This is a genomic window from Streptosporangium sp. NPDC006007 (assembly GCF_040614315.1).
In the GTDB taxonomy this organism is placed as follows: domain Bacteria; phylum Actinomycetota; class Actinomycetes; order Streptosporangiales; family Streptosporangiaceae; genus Streptosporangium.
This window is the reverse complement of sequence record NZ_JBEXUG010000065.1, coordinates 1-19,946: the sequence shown is the minus strand read 5'-3', so window position 1 is coordinate 19,946 and position 19,946 is coordinate 1. Positions and strand designations below refer to the sequence as shown.

Annotated in this window: 19 protein-coding genes and 2 pseudogenes; 9 read left to right on the top strand and 12 right to left on the bottom strand. The window is 68.6% G+C overall.

Annotated elements, in window-relative coordinates; translation table 11 throughout:
* The 3 genes and pseudogenes from ABZ194_RS28935 to ABZ194_RS28925 all read left to right on the top strand — a co-directional run.
* Positions 1-324, top strand: a 324-nt coding sequence (locus ABZ194_RS28935) for a group II intron maturase-specific domain-containing protein (protein WP_355600189.1), incomplete at its 5' end; no start/stop codon positions are given.
* A 128-nt stretch (positions 325-452) separates the two neighbouring features.
* A pseudogene (locus ABZ194_RS28930) lies at positions 453-575 on the top strand (IS5/IS1182 family transposase); the annotation flags it as partial.
* 120 nt (positions 576-695) lie between these two features.
* On the top strand, positions 696-1,058 hold the full coding sequence (locus ABZ194_RS28925) for a nuclear transport factor 2 family protein (RefSeq protein WP_355600188.1): 363 nt from the start codon (positions 696-698) through the stop codon (positions 1,056-1,058).
* A 260-nt stretch (positions 1,059-1,318) separates the two neighbouring features.
* Here the strand turns inward: ABZ194_RS28925 and ABZ194_RS28920 are convergent, their stop codons facing one another.
* Positions 1,319-3,784, bottom strand: coding sequence for a replicative DNA helicase (locus ABZ194_RS28920; protein WP_355600187.1), 2,466 nt, complete (start codon positions 3,782-3,784; stop codon positions 1,319-1,321).
* 347 nt (positions 3,785-4,131) lie between these two features.
* On the opposite strand from ABZ194_RS28920, the gene ABZ194_RS28915 reads away from it, so the two are divergent.
* Positions 4,132-5,442: an MATE family efflux transporter gene (locus tag ABZ194_RS28915; protein WP_355600186.1), complete on the top strand. Its 1,311-nt coding sequence runs from the start codon at positions 4,132-4,134 to the stop codon at positions 5,440-5,442.
* Between the two features lie 113 nt (positions 5,443-5,555).
* A complete protein-coding gene (locus ABZ194_RS28910; protein ID WP_355600185.1) occupies positions 5,556-7,082 on the top strand; it encodes an amino acid permease in 1,527 nt (508 codons plus the stop codon).
* 53 nt (positions 7,083-7,135) lie between these two features.
* Here the strand turns inward: ABZ194_RS28910 and ABZ194_RS28905 are convergent, their stop codons facing one another.
* From ABZ194_RS28905 to rpsF, 7 genes are all read right to left on the bottom strand, one after another.
* Positions 7,136-7,879 (bottom strand): amino acid ABC transporter ATP-binding protein, encoded by a 744-nt coding sequence (locus ABZ194_RS28905; protein ID WP_355600184.1) that lies wholly within the window; start codon positions 7,877-7,879, stop codon positions 7,136-7,138.
* A 94-nt stretch (positions 7,880-7,973) separates the two neighbouring features.
* Complete coding sequence (locus ABZ194_RS28900; RefSeq protein ID WP_355600183.1) at positions 7,974-8,834, bottom strand: amino acid ABC transporter permease; 861 nt, start codon at positions 8,832-8,834, stop codon at positions 7,974-7,976.
* A 61-nt stretch (positions 8,835-8,895) separates the two neighbouring features.
* Positions 8,896-9,765, bottom strand: coding sequence for an ABC transporter substrate-binding protein (locus tag ABZ194_RS28895; RefSeq protein ID WP_355600182.1), 870 nt, complete (start codon positions 9,763-9,765; stop codon positions 8,896-8,898).
* A 240-nt stretch (positions 9,766-10,005) separates the two neighbouring features.
* Positions 10,006-10,452 carry a 50S ribosomal protein L9 gene (gene rplI, locus ABZ194_RS28890; protein ID WP_355600181.1) on the bottom strand — a complete coding sequence of 149 codons (447 nt, stop codon included), beginning with the start codon at positions 10,450-10,452 and terminating at the stop codon, positions 10,006-10,008.
* Between the two features lie 14 nt (positions 10,453-10,466).
* Positions 10,467-10,703 carry a 30S ribosomal protein S18 gene (rpsR, locus tag ABZ194_RS28885; RefSeq protein ID WP_012895699.1) on the bottom strand — a complete coding sequence of 79 codons (237 nt, stop codon included), beginning with the start codon at positions 10,701-10,703 and terminating at the stop codon, positions 10,467-10,469.
* A gap of 108 nt (positions 10,704-10,811) precedes the next feature.
* Positions 10,812-11,366, bottom strand: a complete 555-nt coding sequence (locus ABZ194_RS28880; RefSeq protein WP_355600180.1) for a single-stranded DNA-binding protein — start codon at positions 11,364-11,366, stop codon at positions 10,812-10,814.
* A gap of 74 nt (positions 11,367-11,440) precedes the next feature.
* Positions 11,441-11,731, bottom strand: a complete 291-nt coding sequence (rpsF, locus tag ABZ194_RS28875; protein ID WP_355600179.1) for a 30S ribosomal protein S6 — start codon at positions 11,729-11,731, stop codon at positions 11,441-11,443.
* A 218-nt stretch (positions 11,732-11,949) separates the two neighbouring features.
* Between rpsF and ABZ194_RS28870 the strand changes: the two genes are divergently transcribed.
* Complete coding sequence (locus tag ABZ194_RS28870) at positions 11,950-12,258, top strand: hypothetical protein (protein WP_355600178.1); 309 nt, start codon at positions 11,950-11,952, stop codon at positions 12,256-12,258.
* A gap of 54 nt (positions 12,259-12,312) precedes the next feature.
* Here the strand turns inward: ABZ194_RS28870 and ABZ194_RS28865 are convergent, their stop codons facing one another.
* Positions 12,313-12,597 (bottom strand): hypothetical protein, encoded by a 285-nt coding sequence (locus tag ABZ194_RS28865; protein WP_355600177.1) that lies wholly within the window; start codon positions 12,595-12,597, stop codon positions 12,313-12,315.
* On the opposite strand from ABZ194_RS28865, the gene ABZ194_RS28860 reads away from it, so the two are divergent.
* A complete protein-coding gene (locus ABZ194_RS28860) occupies positions 12,598-13,356 on the top strand; it encodes a deoxyribonuclease IV (RefSeq protein ID WP_355600176.1) in 759 nt (252 codons plus the stop codon).
* 65 nt (positions 13,357-13,421) lie between these two features.
* Here the strand turns inward: ABZ194_RS28860 and ABZ194_RS28855 are convergent, their stop codons facing one another.
* The 3 genes from ABZ194_RS28855 to ABZ194_RS28845 form a co-directional block, all read right to left on the bottom strand.
* Positions 13,422-14,540 (bottom strand): hypothetical protein, encoded by a 1,119-nt coding sequence (locus ABZ194_RS28855; protein ID WP_355600175.1) that lies wholly within the window; start codon positions 14,538-14,540, stop codon positions 13,422-13,424.
* Between the two features lie 91 nt (positions 14,541-14,631).
* A complete protein-coding gene (locus ABZ194_RS28850) occupies positions 14,632-15,939 on the bottom strand; it encodes a glycosyltransferase 87 family protein (protein ID WP_355600174.1) in 1,308 nt (435 codons plus the stop codon).
* On the bottom strand, positions 15,939-18,065 hold the full coding sequence (locus ABZ194_RS28845; protein WP_355600173.1) for a transglycosylase domain-containing protein: 2,127 nt from the start codon (positions 18,063-18,065) through the stop codon (positions 15,939-15,941). Before ABZ194_RS28845 ends, ABZ194_RS28850 begins: the two co-directional genes overlap by 1 nt.
* Positions 18,066-19,110: 1,045 nt before the next feature.
* Between ABZ194_RS28845 and ABZ194_RS28840 the strand changes: the two genes are divergently transcribed.
* Together ABZ194_RS28840 and ABZ194_RS28835 are read left to right on the top strand one after the other, a co-directional pair.
* Positions 19,111-19,776 (top strand): PadR family transcriptional regulator, encoded by a 666-nt coding sequence (locus ABZ194_RS28840; RefSeq protein ID WP_355600172.1) that lies wholly within the window; start codon positions 19,111-19,113, stop codon positions 19,774-19,776.
* Between the two features lie 27 nt (positions 19,777-19,803).
* Positions 19,804-19,946, top strand: a pseudogene (locus ABZ194_RS28835) (inositol-3-phosphate synthase); the annotation flags it as partial.

Below are 19,946 nucleotides of genomic sequence, written 5' to 3'. Positions count from 1 at the left end.
CTGACCCACAGGAGGTCGCAGGTCCCGTTCGCCGCCGTGCTGTCGAAGATCAATCAGATCCTGCGCGGCTGGGCCAACTACTTCAAGCACGCCGTCGCCAAGCACACATTCAACGCCTTGCGCTCGTTCGTGTGGTGGCGGGTGGTCAACATGATCACATATCGGCGGCGCATGACGTGGACGGCCCTGCGCCGACAGTTCAAAGGCCCGCAAGGCTGGCGGCAGATCGCCCTGGACGGAGTCGAACTGTTCAACATCGCCGCGGTGACGGTCACCCGCTACCGCTGGCGCGGACTGAACATCCCGGCACCGTGGACCGCATAAGATCATCGATCCAGCGACAGCGACCCGTGGAGAGCCGGATGCGGTGAGAGTCGCACGTCCGGTTCGGCGAGCGGCTTGAGGAGACGGGCTCGGAGAAATCCGAATACCGCGCCTCAAGCCGACTCGACACCGTCTCCCGGCTGTCCGGCTGCCGCCGCCTGCACCGCCGCTACGAACGCCGAGCAGACCACTTCGCGTCTTTCGTCACCAGCGCCGCAGCCCTCATCTGTTACCGCCGATTGACCAAATGAGTCGTGGTCTAAACCCGACACCCACTCACCGACGATCGGAGTCCCTGGATCGGACTGCAAAGATCAGCCGAGCGTGAACGTTCTGGCGCGGATACGGCGCTGGCTGGGAGGGTGGACCTCATGATGGAGGACTTGCGGGACGCCGAGCGCCGACTCCAGGCCGCGCAGCTCGCTGGAGATGTCGAGGCGCTGGATCGGCTGCTGGATGATCGGCTGATCTTTACCTTCGGTGCGAACGTTCAGACCAAGGCTGACGACCTGGAGCTGCACCGCACTCGGGCGCAGGTGGTGACGAGGGTGGCCGAGGAGGAGTTGACCGTGCTCGCCGATGGGCGCACCGGGGTGACGTGGTTTCTCGGCACCGTCGAAGGGACCGCCTCCGGTGCGCCGTTCGCGGCCAGGATGCGCTACACCCGTACTTGGCTATACGACGAGACGCACGGCTGGCGAATCATCGCCGTGCACGCCAGCACGACCGATTGACATAGCCGACACGTTGTCCGACGACCGGCCAGCCGGATGGTCGCCGGCGAGGTTCGACCGCCCCGGGGGCGGGCCGACGCTGGAAGCCAGGCTATCCCGGCAAGACCAAGGACTGGATCTTGGTATCCCGGCTCCGGCCCATGCACGAAAGGATCAAAGCCAGAGGGACCAGGGACACCCTCTCACAGAAAGGCTGTCTCACCGATCTGGCACATGTGCCTGATCGGTGCCAAGATCGTTGAGACCCTACAGAAAACGGGCTAGTGGGGGGCCATGTCGACGAAGCGGCTGTAGTGGCCCTGGAAGGCGACGGTGACGGTGGCGGTGGGGCCGTTACGGTGCTTGGCCACGATCAGGTCGGCCTCACCCGCTCGGGGGGACTCGCGCTCGTAGGCGTCCTCGCGGTGGAGAAGGATGACCATGTCGGCGTCCTGCTCGATCGAGTTGTGAACACCGATGCCGTTCGCCACGAAGTTGTGGGTGCCCGGCACGGTGGCGTCGAAGACGGCCTGCTCCCCCTGACTCTCGACGGAGACGACCTCGTCCCAGAAGACGTCGTTGGTCGCGATCATCTCCAGCCGGGCGTCGTCGAGGATCACGGCCACCCGTCCCAGGCGTTCACGGACGGGGGCGCGGTGCCCCGGGGCGCCCGCGCCGGGCCGGGTGCCGGACTCGGCCGGGGAGCCGTGGCGGGCCGGGCCCTCCTCGGCCAGCACGCTCCCCACCCTGTCCCAGACCTGGTGGGGAACGGCGTCAAGGGCCTTCTCCGCCGTGACCGCGCGCAGCGCGGTGGCGCACCGCTGCGCCTCCGCCGACCGCGGGCCGTGCACACCGATGTCGTCGAGGAAACGGAGCTGGTTCTCCGGGCCGTGGACGTACAGCCGGTATCCCGGCCGGTGACCGTCCTCCCGGGTCTCCGCCACCCCGGTCATCACGTTGAAGCGCAGCAGGAGCCGGGCGACGTCGTCGACCGGTCGCCGGCTCGTGGAGGTGTAGTCGATCCGTGCCCGGCCGTTCTCCTCGTCCCACCGGACGGAACCGCCGGCCGCCCACAGGTGCCGCAGGAAGAGGGCCAGCCCCGGCTTGGGGAGGGAGAAGACCCCCGCGGGAACGTGTCTTTGCGGGCTCCCCTGCCCGGGGGGCCCGGCTGAGCCCGGCCGCGTGGAGATCGGATCCCCGGACCCGTCACCGACCGCGCGCGCCAGCAAGGCGACGTCGTCCTGTGACCACTCCTGGAGCCGCTCGGGAGCCGGCACGTGGCGGGGCACCGCCAGCCGGGCTCCCGGCGGAAGCTCGCCCAGCGGGCGCCAGCCGTCGTAGGTCATGAAGGGGTGATTCGCCGTCGCCGTGATCTCCCGGCCGGACCTCAGCCGGAGCCGGAAGACCTCCTTGACCCCGCTCGGGAACACGTGGGTCATGGTTCTCGGGATGAGCCGGAGCCGCTCGTCGAGCGACCACACGGGAATATCGCGCTCTCCCCTCTCCAGCAACTCCCCCAGGGACGTCTCGGCGCCGGTGTCGGCGCGGAGGATCCGGGTGTCGGCGGTGAGACAGCCAGACTCACGGAGGTCGCTGACCATGGGGCGCTTGTCGGTCCGCTGCTCGGGGCCACGGTTCAGCTGGGAGATCGCGATGACCGGCACCTCCAGCTCCTTGGCGAGAAGCTTGATCGCCCGGGAGATCTCGGAGACCTCGTTCTGCCGGCTCTCCGTCTTCTTGGGCGAGGACATCAGCTGGAGGTAGTCGATGATGACGAAACGCAGGTCGTTGCGCTGCTTGAGGCGGCGGCACTTGGCCCGGATCTCCATCATCGACATGTTGGGCGAGTCGTCGATGAACAGCGGGGCCTCGGCCACCTCGCCCATCCGCCGGGCCAGCTTGGCCCAGTCGTCGTCGGTCATCGTGCCCGACCGCATCGAGTGGAGCGCGACCCTGGCCTCGGCCGAGAGCAGGCGCATGGTGATCTCGTTGCGCGACATCTCCAGCGAGAACACCACGGTGGTCATGCCGTGCTTGATGGCGGCGGATCTGGCGAAGTCCAGCCCCAGGGTCGACTTGCCGATGGCCGGCCGCGCGGCCACGACGATCATCTGGCCGGGGTGGAGGCCGTTGGTGAGGGCGTCGAGGTCCTGGAATCCGGTGGGGACGCCGACCATCTGGCCGCCCCGGCCGCCGATGGCCTCCAGCTCGTCGAGGGCACCCGGCATGATGTCGGCCAGGGGGATGTAGTCCTCGGAGGTGCGGCGCTCGGTGACCTTGTAGATCTCGGCCTGGGCGCGGTCGACGAGATCGTCGACCTCCTCGTCCTGCCCGCCGTACCCGTAGGAGACGATGCGGGTGCCGGCCTCGATGAGCCTCCGGAGGATGGCCTGCTCGCGGACGATCCTCGCGTAGTAACCGGCGTTGGCCGCGGTGGGCACGACGGCGGTCAGCGTGTGGAGATAGGCGCCGCCGCCGATCCGGGCGACCTCTCCGCGCTTTTGGAGCTCGTCGAAGATGGTGACGGCGTCGGCGGGGTCGCCCCTGCCGTACAGATCGGTGATGATGTCGTAGATGATCTGGTGGGCGGGGCGGTAGAAGTCGTCGGAGCGGATGACCTCCACCACGTCGGCGATGGCGTCCTTGGACAGGAGCATGCCGCCGAGGACGGACTGCTCGGCCTCGATGTTGTTCGGCGGGGTGCGCTCGAATCCCGGCTCGAAGACCGGTGGCTCCGCGATGCTCACCGTGCACCCCCTCTTTCGAACGTGGTTTCGCTATCTCCAGTTGTAGCCGACCGGTGTGACAGTCTCGCCGTTTCCCGGACCAGGTGGCAACGCGACCTGTCGACAGAGGTGTGGATAAGGTGTGCAGTTTTCCCCCAGAGATGTGGGCACCTTGGGGACAGTGCTGTGGATAACTGCTTTCCGCAACTCGGAACACCGCCCTGGCCTGCAAAAACGTCATCCACTGCCTGTGGATGAAAGAAAGTTGTGGCGACACGCCGAAACTCTCCCCCCTCGGGGTGGCTGATCCCCTTGATCCCCTTGATCCCCTTGACGGCCTCCGCAGGGGTAACGGACACAATGGAGGGGTGCCCCTCACCTCCAGCGCGGACCGCGCCCACGACAGGCAGATCCTCCGGCTGGCGGTCCCGGCCTTCGGAGCCCTGGTGGCCGAGCCCCTGTTCCTGCTGACCGACACCGTCATCGTCAGCCGTCTGCCCGCGCCCGCGCTCGGCGCGCTGGGGGTGGCGAGCACCGTACTGGGCTTCCTGGTGGGGCTGTGCGTGTTCCTCGCCTACGGCACGACGGCGGCGGTGGCCCGGCAGATCGGCGCGGGCGACGTCCGGCGGGCCGTCCGGCAGGGGGTGGACGGTCTCTGGCTGGCCGCGGGGGTCGGGCTGGTGATCATCGCGGTGGTGTGGCCTCTGGCGCCCTGGCTGGTCCACCTGATCGGCGCCGAGGACGAGATGGCCCGGCAGGCGGTCACGTACCTGAGGATCAGCCTCCTGGGCGTTCCCGCCATGCTGCTGGTGCTGGCCGGGACCGGCGTGCTGCGGGGCATGCAGGACACCACGACCCCGCTGCTGGTCTCGGTGGGGTCCTTCGCGCTCAACGCGGTGCTCAACCTCGTCTTCGTCCTGGGCCTGGGCTGGGGCGTCGCGGGCGCGGCCTGGGGCACCGTGCTGGCCCAGTCGCTCGCCGCCGCGGTATATCTCGCCCTGCTGTTCGGGCGGCACCGGGCGCCGCTCCGGCCCGACCCGGTGGGCGTCAGGGCCGCGGGGTCGGCCGGGATCGCCCTGGTCATCCGTACGGCGTGCATGCAGGTGGTGCTGACCGTCGCGGCCACCCTGGCGACCCGGATGGGCCAGGAGCAGATAGAGGCCCACACGATCGCCATCAGGATCTGGACCCTGCTGGCGTTCGCCCTGGACGCGATCGCCATCGCCGGGCAGGCCATCACCGGCCGGGCCCTGGGCGCCGGCGACGTGATGGGAACCCGGCGGGCGACCCGGAGGATGGTCGAGTGGGGGATCGGCTCGGGCCTGCTGCTCGGGTTCCTGGTGATCGCGGCCAGGCCGTTCGTGCCCGGCTTGTTCGACGCCGGCCCCGTGGTGGCCGGGGAGTTGCTCGATCTGCTCTGGGTGATAGGGGTCCTTCAGGTGGTCGCGGGGGTGGTGTTCGTCCTGGACGGTGTGCTGATCGGCGCGGGTGACCAGCGCTATCTCGCCTGGGCGGGGCTGTGGACGACTTTGGCGTACCTGCCCGCCGCGCTGGCCGTGGTGGCCGCCGGCGGCGGCCTGGTGACGTTGTGGCTGGCGCTGGGGGTGTGGATGGCGGCCCGGCTGATCACTCTGGGCCTGCGGGCACGCGGTACGGCGTGGTTGGTGATCGGTGCGTGATCTGGAGGTGTCCACCACGTAACCGGCAAGCTCTTGTCCCGTGGGAATGCCCTGCGGCACTGTGAACAAGCCCGGCAAAACGGATGCTTCACCCATCATGATTGGGTCACGTCGTGCGCGAAGGTCACTCTCCGTCGATCGCCCGCCGATTATCCCCGAGCGAGGCGACAGACCGGTGGACCGGCGCGCGTCACGGTCTGCCCAAGGCCTACGGTCCGGCGGATCTCACCGTACTGGGCATCGGCGTCATGATCGGCGCGGGCATCTTCAGCCTCGCGGGCCGCCAGGCGGCCTCCATGGCCGGCCCCGGCGTGATCCTCTCCTTCATGATCGCGGGTATCACCAGCCTGCTCGTGGCCTTCTGTTTCGCCGAGCTGTCCTCCGCCCTGCCGGCCTCGGGCAGCGCCTACACCTTCACCTACGTCATCTTCGGCGAGGTCTGGGCCTGGATCGTCGGCTGGGCGCTGGTGATGGAGCTTCTCATCGCCACGGCGGTGGTGGCCAGGGTCTGGTCGCTCTACGCCGCCCAGATGCTCACCGACTTCGGGGCGCACTTCCCCGCGCCGCTCGCCGGGCTCACCGGCCGGGCCGAGGGGTTCGACCTGTTCACGCTGCTCATCCTGGTACTGCTGACGATCGTGGTGGCGCTGGGCGCCCGGGTCGGCCTGCGGGCCCTGTGGATCATCGTGGTCGCCAAGCTGATGGCCATCGGCGCGGTCATCGTGGTCGGTGCCACGCACTTCGACAAGCGCAACCTGGCCGCCATCCCCGCCCCCGAGGCTCGCGCGCAGGCGGCCACCGACACCCTGCACTCGCCGCTGCTGGGCCTTCTCTCCGGCCACACCAGCGCGTTCGGCTGGTTCGGCATCTTCGCCGCCTCGGCGGCCATCACCTTCGCCTACATCGGCTTCGACGTCGTGGCCACCGCGGCCGAGGAGGCCGAGGACGCTCCCCGGTCGACTCCCAAGGGCATCATCCGCAGCCTGGTGATCACCACGATCATCTACATCTCGGTGGCGGTGGTGATGGTGGGGATGATCCCCTACGACAGGATCGACGTCGAGGCCCCGCTCGCCGACGCCTTCCGCGGCGCGGGCGAGGGCTTCATGGTGCACATCATCAACATCGGCGCGGTGCTCGGCCTCACCACGGTCGTCCTGGTGCTGCTGGTCGGGCTGACCCGCGTCATGTTCTCCATGGCCAGGGACGGGCTGTTCCCGCACCGGCTGGCCAGGATCAACCGGAGCTACCACAGCCCGACCCGGGTCACCTTGATCATCGGCGGCCTGGCGATCACGCTCGCCGAGTTCGTGCCGGTGCTCACGCTCGAACCGCTGGTCGTGATCGGCTCCCTGTTCGTGTTCGTCGTGGTGGCCGCCGGGGTGATCAGGATGCGGCGGACCATGCCCGACCTGCCCCGAGGCTTCCGTGTGCCGCTCTCCCCCGGCGTGCCGCTGGCCTCGATCGCCGCCTGCCTCTGGCTACTGGTGAACCTCCAGCTCATCACCTGGCTGTACTTCATCGCCTGGATGGCCTTCGGCGTCCTGATCTACCTGGTGTACGGCAGGCGCAACAGCGTGCTCGCCGGCATCTCGGCCGACTCCCTCAACGCCGGGATCCGCGGACGGCACCGGCGCTGAGGCGGCGCACCCGCCGAAAGGCCCGCGTCACGTCCCGGTCGGCGACCGGGCCCTCACAACCGCCGGGCGTCGAGCACGCTCCGCAGGAACTCCCGGGTCCGGGGCTGCCGGGGGTCGGTGAAGATCTGCTCCGGGGTACCGCGCTCCAGGAGCACGCCGCCGTCGAGAAAGCAGACGGTGTCCGCGATCTCCCGGCAGAAACCCATCTCATGAGTGGTCAGGATCATGGTCATCCCCCCTTCCTTGAGCTCCCGGATCACCCCGAGCACCTCGGTGACCAGCGTCGGGTCCAGGGCCGAGGTCACCTCGTCCAGCAGCATCAGGCGGGGCTGGGTGGCCAGGGCACGGATGACGGCGACGCGCTGCTGCTGGCCGCCGGAGAGCCGATCGGGGTAGGAGGCCGCCTTGTCCGCCAGGCCGAACCTGGTCAGCAGGTCGCGGGCGTGGTGCTCGGCCTGTCCCCTGCCGACCCCGTGCACCTTGCGCGGAGCCAGTGTGATGTTGTCCAGCACGGTCATGTGCGGGAACAGGTTGAACGCCTGGAACACGATGCCCATGCGCCTGCGCACCTCGTCGGCGTTGACCCGGACGTCGGTGATGTCGTCTCCGTCCAGGTGGATCGTGCCGTCGTCCACGGTCTCCAGCAGGTTCACACAGCGCAGCAGGGTGGACTTGCCCGACCCTGAGGCGCCGATCAGGCAGACCACCTCGTGGGCGTCGACCGACAGGTCGACTCCGCGCAGCACGCCGTGGCCGTGATAGTTCTTCCAGACGCCTTCGACGGTCAGCAGGCTCAAGGTCTCTCCTCGCCCGCCGGCTCGGCGGCCGGCGGCCCGTATCCACCGCGTCCGCCGCCCCGGACGCACCCGTCGGCTCGCCCGTTCCGTCCGCTCACTGGCCCCGCCGCCGCTGCGAACGGGCCGCCAGATAGTCGGTGAAGCGGGCCATGGGGATGGTGAGCAGGATGAACAGCAGCGCCGCCACCAGGTAGGGCGTGTAGTTGAACGTGCCGGCGGCGTGGATCTGCGCCTGGCGCAGCGCCTCCAGCGGGCCGATCGTGGCGACCAGCGCGGTGTCCTTCTGCAACGAGACGAAGTCGTTGAGCAGGGGCGGCACCACCCGGCGTACGGCCTGCGGCACCACCACGTACCGCATGGTCTTGCCGTGGCTCAGCCCGAGGGACCGGGCGGCGGCCCGCTGGCTCGGGTGCACCGAGTCGATCCCCGCCCTGAACACCTCGGCCACGTACGCCCCGTAGGACAGGGTGAGCGCGATGACGCCGAGCGTCGCCAGATCCGTCGGCACGCCCCGCAGGCCCAGCGCGGGCAGGCCGAACCCGACGAGATAGATGACCAGGATGGTGGGCACGCCGCGGAAGACGTCGGTGTAGGTCACCGCGAGGGCGCGCAGCGGGAAGAACACCGGCGCCTTGAGGTTGCGCGCCAACGCGACCAGCAGGCCCACGACGAGGATCAGCGGCTCGGCGATCAGGAAGATCTTGATGTTGAGCAGGAACCCGCTCAGCACGTCCGGCAGCGCCTTGACGAACTGCTCGGGGTTGAAGAACGTCTCCTGGACCCTTGGCCAGCCAGGCGAGTTGGCGAAGACCCACCCGATCAGGACGATCACCAGGACCGTGGAGACGGTCGCGATCGAGCCCGACCGGACCGACCGCCGCCTGCGCAGGCGCTCTCGTTCCCGTTGCCGTTCGCTCTTCACCCAGCCGGACGCGGCCGTCACACGGTCGCTCACCGTCGCCCGCCGGGGTTCCTCCGGGGGAGACGGCCTCCCGCCGGTGACCACATTCCGATCACTACTTCAGCTCCGGCGCACCCGCGGCCGAACCGAGCCACTCGGACTCGATCTTGGCGAGCTCTCCGGAGGAGGTCAGCCTGTCGATCGCCTCGTTCACGCAGCCCACCAGCGGACTGCCCTTCTCGAAGACCGCGCCGAAGACCTCGGGCGTGCCGGACGCGGCGCCGAACTGGCCGATGATCCTGGAGTTCTCGACCTGGGCCGCGGTCACGTAGAAGGCGGTGGGCAGGTCCACCACCACGGCGTCGACCTGCTTGTTCTTCAGGGCGTTCACCGCGTCGATCTGCTCGTTGTAGACGTTCAGCTCGGCCGAGGGCCGGATGACGTCCTTGACGGCCTGCAGTGAGGTGGTCCCGACCTGCACGCCGATCTTCGCGTCCCTCAGGCCCGCGAGGTCCGTCGCGGAGGCGATCTTCGAGCCGTCCAGCGCGACCACGGCTTGCTTGACCGTGTAGTAGCCCTTGCTGAAGTCGACGACCTTGGCCCGGTCGGAGGTGACGGAGACCTGGTTGACGTCGAAGTCGAACTGCTTGGCGCCGGGGGCGAACGCGGAGTCGAACTTCACCGCGGCCCAGGAGATCTCGGCGCCCTGGAAGCCGAGCTGCCCGGCGATCGCGTGGGCGACGGCGCTCTCGAAGCCCTTGCCGTTGGCGGGGTCGTCGCCTTTGAACCACGGCTCGTACGCGGGCTTGTCGGTGCCGATGGTCAGCTTGCCCGCCGTCCTCAGGGTGAGCCGGTCCTTGGCGCAGGAGGCGGGGGTCGCGGAGGAGGACGCGTCCGCCCGGGTCGCCGGGTCCGACGCCGGCGCACAGGCCACCGCGGTCACCGCGAGGGCGCCGAGCACGAGCAGCATCGAGGGACGGGCCATGACAAACCTCCAGAAAAGAACAACAACCCCCGAATTGTACGTATGTGCAGTGACTACCAGTAACACGTCTCGCGATGCGGATACGGGTACGGCCCGGAGACGGAGACCGGCGGCAGGAGGGCGCGGTGCGCGACCACGGGGAACAGCGGGAGACAACTCACGAAAACCGGAGACACCAGCAAGGGCCTCCTCCCACGGACGGGGAGGAGGCCCTTGCCTCAGACGGTCTCAGGCGGTCGATCAGGCCGCGACGACCTCGATGTCGAGGGCCGCGGAGACCTCCGGGTGCAGCTTGACGCTGACCCGGTGGGAGCCGAGGCTCTTGATCGCGGAGGCGATCTCGATGCGACGGCGGTCGAGCACCGGGCCGCCGGCGGCCTTGACGGCCTCGGCGACGTCGCCGGTGGTGATCGAGCCGAAGAGACGACCGGAGTCACCGGCCTTCGTCTTCAGCACCACCTTCAGGGCCTTGAGCTGCGAGGCGACTTCCTTGGCTGTGCCGAGGTCACGGATCTCGCGGGCGTCGCGGGCCTTCTTGATCGAGGTGATCTGCTTCTCGCCACCGCGCGTCCACAGGATCGCGAATCCACGGGGAAGCAGGTAGTTGCGGCCGTAGCCGCTCTTGACCTCGACGATGTCGCCGGGGGCACCGAGGCCGGTGACCTCACTGGTGAGAATGAGCTTCATTTGTCCGGACCTCCTTAGCGCGCGGTGCTCATGTACGGCAGGAGCGCCATCTCACGAGCGTTCTTGATAGCGGTCGCCACGTCACGCTGGTGCTGGGTGCAGTTGCCCGTCACCCGGCGGGCACGGATCTTGCCGCGGTCGGAGATGAACTTCCGAAGCAGCGCCGTGTCCTTGTAGTCGACGTAGGAGATCTTGTCGTGGCAGAACAGGCAAACCTTCTTCTTGGGCTTGCGCAGTGCCGGCTTGGCCATCGTGGTGCTCCTCTCAGAGCCCCGCCGTGCGGCGGGAATGGTCGCTGCGGATATGGACTGGTTTTCGAGATGCGGTCCGCGGTCGCCCGGGGGCCACCGCGTGGAGACCTAGAAGGGCGGCTCGTCGCTGAAGTCGCCGCCACCGCCGCCGAAGTTGCCGCCACCCTGCGGCTGGCCGCCGCCGAAGTTGCCGCCGCCACCGCCGAAGCCGCCGCCACCCTGGGGCGCGGCGGGCGACGCGGAGGCCCACGGGTCGTTGGCGGGACCGCCGCCGAAGCCGCCGCCACCGCCCTGACGGGCGGTCTTGTTGACCTTGGCTGTGGCGTTCCTCAGGGAGGGGCCGACCTCGTCGACCTCAACCTCGTAGACCGTGCGCTTCTCGCCTTCCTTGGTCTCGTATGACCGCTGGCGCAGCCGTCCCTGAACGATGACCCGCATGCCGCGCTGCAGGCTCTCGGCGACGTTCTCCGCCGCCTGCCGCCACACGTTGCAGGTCAGGAACAGGCCTTCGCCGTCCTTCCACTCGTTGGTCGTCTTGTCGAGGAACCTCGGAGTGGATGCGATGCGGAACCGGGCCACCGCTTGCCCCGTGGGGGTAAAACGCAGCTCCGGATCGTCGACGAGGTTGCCGACGATGGTGATCGTGGTGTCGCCTGCTGCCATGGCTAGCGCTGCCCTTCCTGCGACCTTCGCGGTTATCGGCTCAGAGTACGGCTGGCACCCGACAAAAGCCGGGGTTAGTGCACGTCCGGGCGGAGAACCTTGGTGCGGAGGATGCCCTCGTTGAGGTTCATCTGCCGGTCGAGCTCCTTGACCGTGGCGGGCTCCGCGGTCAGGTCGATGACGGCGTAGATGCCCTCGGGCTTCTTGGCGATGTCGTAGGACAGCCGACGACGGCCCCACACGTCGACCTTCTCCACGGTGCCGCCGTCATTGCGGATCACCGTGAGGAACTGGTCGAGGGAAGGGGCGACCGTGCGCTCATCGAGCGAAGGGTCGAGAATGACCATCACTTCGTAATGACGCATGCTGACTTCCAACCTCCTCTGGACTCTTGCGGTCACGACACCGTGCCGTGACAGGAGGACGCCTGCGTCTTCGTCCCGGACGCCCATTTCGGCGACCGCGGCGGCGGGCGGGCCATAACACGCCCATGCGACGCAGGCCGTGCCATCCTACCAGGGCGTCAAGGGTTGGACCGTCACATCGCAGGGCACCTCCTGTGGCAGAGAAGGAGGTGACGGCGATGGCGCGCGCGTTCCGTCCCGGCGGGGGCCGGCTGTCGCGACTGCTGAACAGTGACGGCAGACGGCACCCCGTCCAGAACGTGCTGAGCGTCGTCACGATCCTCTGCGGACTGGTGGCCTTCGTGACCGCGTTCATCCCGAGCGCGCACGCGGTCGCCGCCTGGCTGGGCGTGCTGGGGTTCGCCGGAGGTCTCTACTCGCAGTACGTCTCGGCGACGACCCCGGAGCGCTCACTGAACATCGTGGGCATCGTGGGCTCGTTCGTGGGCGTGGTCCTCGGCATCTATCACGGCGGCTTCTTCCCGTGACACCGTGATCTCTCCCACGGCGCCCCGAATCGCCGGAGAGAAGGCCGTGAGGCGCTAACCGCCCAGGTGCAGGTCCACTCCCAGCAGGACGAGGAACCACAGGAGGACGGCCAGCAGCGCCTCGGCGACGTTCCTCAGAAGCGTGGGGGTGATGTAGTGGTGGATCCAGGCCACGTAGAGACCGACCAGGATGTAGATCAGGCCGATCAGGCTTATCCCTCTGCGGTAGCGGTAGTGGGCCACTTTCGGCTCCTCGGGGTTCGGCCCGCCGGAGGCGGGCGGGGGGCGCGCCGTGCGACTGCCCCCGTACGGCTTCGCGAAACGGCTACGCTCGAACACATGCCGCTTATCGGAGCTCATGTCGACCAGGACGACCCGCTGGCCCACGCCAGAGCGCGTGACGCCGAGGTCGCGCAGTTCTTCCTCGGGGATCCGCAGGGCTGGAAGGGCCCGGTCATCGGTGATCGGACGCGGGAGATCAGAGACTCCGGCGTGGACGTCTACATCCACGCGCCCTACGTCATCAACGTGGCCACCGCCAACAACCGGATCCGTATCCCCAGCCGCAAACTGCTGAGCTCACACCTGTCGGCGGCGGCCGAGCTGGGCGCGAGGGGCCTGATCGTGCACGGCGGGCACGTGGGCGCCGGCGACGACCCGCAGCTGGGCTTCGACAACTGGCGCAAGGTGTTCGAGCGGCTGGAGGAGCACGAGGTCCCGGTGCTCATCGAGAACACCGCCGGCGGCGGCAACGCGATGGCCCGCAGGCTGGAGAGCATCGCCCGGCTCTGGGACGCGCTCGACGGCTTCGACGTGGGCTTCTGCCTGGACACCTGCCACGCCCACGCGGCCGGCGAGGAGCTGGCCGACGTGGTCGAACGGGTCAGGGCGATCACCGGCCGGATCGACCTGGTCCACTGCAACGACTCGCGGGACGCCGCGGGTTCCGGCGCCGACCGGCACGCCAACCTCGGCGCGGGCCGGATCGACACCGAACTCATCCTGGCGGTGTGCCGGAGCGCGAACGCGCCGATCGTGGTGGAGACCCCGTCCGGCGGGCAGGCCGAGGACATCGCTCTGCTCCGGAAGAGCCTGTAGTTCGCCGTCCACAGCCTGTGGATAACTTTTCTGGATTACTTTGCCGCAAAAGTGGGTAAGGGCTTTCACCCCACCCAGGCGCCGTCCAGAAAAACCAGCGTGTTGAGCACCGTCAACGGACCCGCCACCAGGGCGTAGGCGACGAGCACCCACCGTCTCCAGCGAGGGCCCGGGGTGCTCGCGCGGGCGACGAGCAGGAAGAGCGGCCACCACAGCAGGGCCGAGCGCGGGATCGACAGATAGTAGGCGGAGCAGACCAGGGCGCCCACCTGGAGACCCACGTAGACGAACTCGCTCCACCGCCGCAGGTGGAGCAGGACCAGCACGAGCCCGATCCCGACGACGGCCCCGGCGATCTCCAGCCGGAACGCCCAGGCGAACCGCCCGTCTCCCATGGCCGACTGCCACGTGGTGATCAGTGACTCCCACGGCCACACCAGGTGCCGCCCCCAACCGGCCTCCTGCGCGTGCTTCCAGGCCAGCCAGTCGCCGCTGCGGGCGTGGTGATAGGCGGAGTAGAGCACCAGCGGCACGAACGGCGGCACCAGCCACACCGCCTGCCGTACGGCCCGCCGCGCGGTGCGGAACTCGACGATCAGCGCGAGCGCCAGGAAGAGCCCGGTGATCCGCATGCAGGAGGCGCCCGCGGCGAGAACGGCGGCCAGGGGCCACCGCCCCCGGCGTGCCGCGAGCCAGGCGGGGACGGCGAAGGCCAGGAACAGTGCCTCGCTGTAGCCGGCGAACAGGAAGACCGACATCGGCCAGAGCAGCAGCGCCAGCACCGCGCGCCATCCCGTTCCCCGCGGTCCCTCGAACTCGGCGAGCCCGGCCAGCGACGCCACCGCGACGGCGCCGGCCACGAAGGAGATCAGCAGCCCGGCGAGACCCCAGTCGCCCACGACCAGATGCACCGCTCGGAGCGTCAACGGCATTCCCGGGAAGAACGCGGGCAGTCCCGGGTCCGGCTCGGCCGCGGGGTCGCCGCCGTACCCGTACTCGGCGATGGTGATGAGGAGTTTGGCGTCCCAGTGCTCCCAACGGGCCGGGAACGGCGCAACGGCCTCTCCTCCCGCCATGGTCCCCGCTCCCACGACGGCGAGGACGACGATCCCCAGCCGGGAACTCAGCCAGAGCAGGAACGCCTCCAGCACGGTGGCGCGGGAGGTTTCAACCGGGGGGATCATACGCCGGAATTCTGGCGGACCACTCCACTTACCTGCTAGTCGGAAATGTTATGACATTGGCTACTCTCTCGCAGCCGGCCGGAGACCCGGGTCAGGAGAGCGCGAGCCGGAACCTGTCGGGAGCCCCGTCGAAGACGCCGCCGGCCTGATCGTCGACCCCGGCCCGCCGGATCACGTCGTGCTCCGGCCTGAGGACGTCCCGCACCACGAAGGCCATCATGATCAAGATGGTGATCGCGCGCCCCCACACCGCGGTGAAGTAGGTGTCGGAGGAGATGCCCAGCTCCTCGTTGCCGGGCTGCTGGGCGACCAGGTAGAGCCAGATCGCGAAGAAGTACCAGCACTCGGCGATCTGCCAGAGCACGATCGGCTTCCAGTTGGGCCGGGCCAGCACGGCGAAGGGGATCAGCCAGAGCACGTACTGCGGCGACCACACCTTGTTGGTCAGCATGAACGCGGCCAGGACCAGGAAGCACAGCTGCATCAGCCGGGGCCGGGTGGGAGCCGTCAGCGCGAGGACCGCGATCGCCAGGCAGAACACGCCCAGCGACAGCACGCCCAGCGTGTCGAGCCGGTCGGGGTCACCGAGGATCGGCCACTGCTTCTGGTTGAAGAAGTACCAGATCGAACCCCAGTCGGCCGCGCGCTCCTGGCTGAAGACGTAGAACCGCTTCCAGCCGGTGAAGGCGGAGAGCATGATGGGGACGTTGACGGCGATCCAGATCCCCACGGTGCCGCCGACCGTCTTGAGGAACGGCTTCCACCTGCCGGTGCGCAGGGTCAGCAGGAACAGGGGGCCGAGGAACATCAGCGGGTAGAACTTGGTGGCGATCGCCAGCCCGAGCAGGATGCCCGCCAGCCACTGCCGCCGCCTCGCCCAGGCGAGCAGCGCCCCCAGGGCGAGGGCGTTGGCCGCCAGGTCCCAGTTGATGTAGGCGGTGAGGATCAGCGCGGGGGCCAGGGCGTACCACAGGGCGTCCCAGCGGCGGGTCGGCCCCGCCAGCGTGGCCATCAGCAGCACGCCCACGATCAGGCAGGCGGCCATCAAGATCACGGTCAGGTCGTAGAACGCGGTACCGGGCTCGCTCATGGACGTGACGATCCGGCGGAAGAACTCCATGATCCCGCCGATGCCGACGGGATACTCGACCGGATGGTCGAAGTACGGGATCCGGCCCTCGTTGAGCTTCTCGTTCCACCACAACGGATAGATGTCGGTGTAACAGAAGTTCGTGAACTGCAGGGTCCCGTCGGTCCACGCCCCACCGAAGCGGCAGGGCCACTTCCACAGGTAGGCGAGCACCGCCCCCAGCCCGGCGAACAGGGCCAGGGGGATGTAGGGAACGGCGCGCGTACCGAGGTCGGACAGTGCGTCCCGCGTCGGCCGGGCGCTCCTCATCAGGGACGCTTTCCGCTCGGCGTGGGACTCGGCATGACCGCCGCCCCGGGAGCCGCGCCGGTGTTGTCGAAGCCACCGCCGCCGTCGCCGGGGGAACGCTGGTTGCCGATGTTATCCGGGGTGTCGCACGAGCCGTCCCAGGGCAGGCACTCCCTGCCCTCGGGCGGGCTGGTCTCGCCGCCGCCGTTGTCGTCGGGCCAGCCGTTGTCCGGGTCACCGCCGCCGTCGTCGGGCGGGTACGCCTCGGTCGGGGTCGGGATGGGTGCCGGTTTGGGCGCGAGGTTCTTGTCCGTGCCGACGTTGGCGCGCGGCGGGAACTGGATGACCTCCTTGCCCTTCATCGCCTCCGCCATGAAGGCGCGCCACACCCGGGTGGGGTACGTGGCGCCCTGGATGTCGCCCAGCGTCACCTCGGCGTTCGTCTTCAGGACCTGCCGGTACATGCCGACCGCGGTGGAGAGCTGCGGGGTGAAGCCGACGAACCAGGCCTCCTTGTTCTCGTCGTTGGTGCCGGTCTTGCCCGCCACCGGCCGGTCGTAGAGGGCCGCGGCCCCGCCGGTGGCGGGGGCGGGTTTCACGACCTGCTGAAGCGCGAAGGTGGCGTCGGCCGCGCTCTCCGGGCTGATGACCTGGGTGGGCTGGGTGTTCTCCTTGAGCACCGTCACCTTGTCGTGGTCGACGACCTTGATCACCACATGGTTCTCGAAGTGCTTGCCCTCGTTGGCGAAGATCGAGTAGCCGCCGGCCTGCTGCACGGGGGTGACCGGGCCGGAGCCGATGGTCAGGGCGAAGGCGTGCTTGCCCTCGGTCTCCTTGAGCCTCTGCTCGCTGAGACCCGCGCCGGCCGCGACCTGGATGACCTTGTCCAGGCCGACCTCCATGCCCATCTGCACGAACGCCGTGTTGATGGACTCGGCGGTCGCCCTGACGGTGTTCACCGAGCCGCCCGGGATGTTGTGGGAGTTGTTGATCGGGGCGGTGCCCGGCGCCTTGATCGGCCCCTTGCCCATCAGATAGCTGTTGAGGCTGTTGCCCGCCTCCAGCCACGCGGCCAGCACGTAGGGCTTGAACGCCGACGCCGCCTGCTTCTCGGACATGAAGGCGTCGTTCCACTCCTGCTTGGCGAAGTTGGAACCGCCGTAGAAGGCGATGACACGCCCGTTACGGGGATCCACCGCCGCCAGGCCCGTGTGGATCTCCGGAGAGAGTCCCGCGGTGGTCTCCTTGACGGCCTTCCTGGCCGCCACCATCAGGTCCTTGTCGAAGGTCGAGTAGATCCGGTAGCCGCCCCGCTTGACGTCCTCCTCGTTGATGCCCCTCCGCTTGAGCTCCTTGAGGACCTCGGTGATCATGTATCCCTTGATGCCCTGGTAGTAGTCCTTCTGGCGGTAGACGATCCGCTTGGGAGCCGTGGGGGACTTGGTGGGCAGCGCGCCGTACTGGCCGGGGTTGAGCAGGGCCATGCCGTCGATCACATATTTGTAACGCTCCTGGGTGGGGGCCAGGTTCTTGGCGTTCTCCGTCCGGTCGAACGCGTCGGGGTTCTGGATGCGGCCGGCGAGATAGGCGGCCATCTGCGGGGTCAGCTCACCGACGTTCCTGTTGAAGAACGCCTGGGACGCGGCCTGGATACCGAGAGCGCCACGCCCGAAGTAGATGGTGTTGAGATACTGCGCCAGGATCTGTTCCTTGCTGATGTCCTTGTCGAGCTTGATCGCGACGAAGATCTCCTTGATCTTTCGCTTGAGCGACCGTTCCTGGCTGAGGCCGTCGTAGTAGTTCCGGGCCATCTGCTGGGTGATGGTCGAGGCGCCCTGGACCTGCTCACCGCTGACCGTGCTCCACAGCGATCGGGCCATGCCCCGGAAGTCGATGCCGTTGTCGTCCCAGAAGCTGCGGTTCTCCGCGGCGATCACCGCGTCCTGGACGTGCTTCGGGATCTTGTCGATGTCCACCAGCACGCGTTTGACGCCGAGGCGGGCGAGCACCGACTTTCCGTCGCCGTAGTAGATGACGCTCCCCATGTCGTCCACGCTGTCCTGGGTGGTGCGGGGGACGGGCGTGTTGGCGTAGGCGACCGCGATCATGCCGAAGACGCCGGCGGAGAGGACCACGAAGCTCGCCATGACGATCTTCCAGCTGGGCAGGAAGCGTTTCCACCCCTGACGCCCGGCCCTGTCACCGCCGTCTCCGGAACCCGGAGGCCCTCCCGGTCCTCCCGGTCCTCCCGGCCTTCCGGGACCCGCCGGCCCTCCGCCGTCTCCGGGGCCGCGCCCGGCGGGGCCCGCCGGGCCTCCGGCACCCATGGGGCCGGCAAAACCGCGCGCACGCCGTCCACGCCCCGTCCCACCGGGACCACCGGGACCACCGGGACCGCTGGGACCGCTGGGGCCACCGGGACCGTTCGGGCCGGTCGGACCGTTCGGGCGGGCCGCCCTCGCCTGGGCGGCCATCATGGCCTGGGTGTCCTCGAAGGCGGCCTCCGGCCGGCGCCCCCCGGCCGGGTCGGTCTCCTGGCGCCGCATCCCCCCGCTCGGGGGGGCGGCTTCACCGCGGCCCGGCCCGGCGACCCGAGGGTCGAACCCCGATCCCTGTGGCGGCCGTCCCTGGGGTGGCCCCCAGTTCGCGTCCCCGGTCCCGGGAGGCGGGGACGGGGGAACCTCACGGGGAACGGCTCCTGCGCTTGAGCGACGGCGCCGCCCCGGACGAGCCGGGGCATCGGGGGCCTGTCGGCGCCCGTCCGGCTCCGGGTCATGGCTGTGGCTGTAACTCACGCGTCCTCGTTCGGTCATCGGGGTCTACGACGGCGGGCAGGCGGGTGAGACTACCGCCTGACCGCGGTGGATCTCGTCGCCTTGGCTCACTGGTAGCCGGTCTATTCGGGTGGATCTCCGTTCCCGAGGACGAACGAGACCGTCAGGTGGTTCCGAGAACAACCTTGGCAGACCTCTTCCACACGAGCGTGGAATTCCCCGTATTGGAAAACGTTCCCGATCACGCGAGGGCCGAGATCCGCCGCCGCTCGCCGTGACCACATGAGCGTCACACTACGGCTTTTTACGGTTTGCTCCCAACCTCTTGGGAAAGTCGTTGATTGCATGGATATGTTGGGTGGACGTATCCTCAAGATGTATCGGCTCGATACATCGACACGAGAGGTGGTGGTTTCCCGTGGCCGGCGGACGTGGCGGCGTGTTGGAACTCGCCGTGCTCGGGTCGCTGCACGAGACCCCGCTACACGGCTATGAGCTGCGCAAACGGCTCAACGCTCTGCTCGGCATGTTCCGAGCGTTCTCCTACGGCTCGCTCTACCCCTGCCTCCGCCAGTTGCTGACCGACGGGCTCATCGCGGAGGACGATCCCGGCCCGGCCGTCACCGAGAGTCCCATCACGCTCACCGGGCGCCGATCGAAGATCGTCTACAAACTGACGGCGGAGGGCAAGGAGAGGCTCCACGAACTGCTCACCCAGGCCGGTCCGTCCGCCTGGGAGGACGAGAGTTTCGGGGTTCACTTCGCCTTCTTCAGGCACACCGAGGCCGAGGTCCGCCTGCGCATCCTCGAAGGACGCCGCAGCCGGCTGGAAGAGCGTCTCGACGGTGTGCGCACCGTCCTCGCCCGGACGCGGGAACGGCTGGACAGTTACACCCTCGAACTACAGCGTCACGGTCTGGAGTCGGTCGAACGCGAAGTGCGCTGGTTGAATGAGCTGATCGCCACGGAGCGGCGGAGCTCCTCGGCGGACGAAGAGTGGCCGTCCACGCGAGAAGGAACCTCTCGGGCGCCCTCGCCCGAAGCGGATAGCACGGGGCGGCGTCTCGCCCCGGACGACAAGTAACCATTGAGAACAAGGGGAGCGAGTGCCATGGGTTCGGTGCGCGTAGCCATTGTCGGCGTTGGCAACTGTGCCGCGTCGCTGGTGCAGGGCGTTCATTTCTACCGGGACGCCGATCCGGGTAGCCGGGTGCCGGGCCTGATGCATGTCACGTTCGGGGAGTATCACGTCGG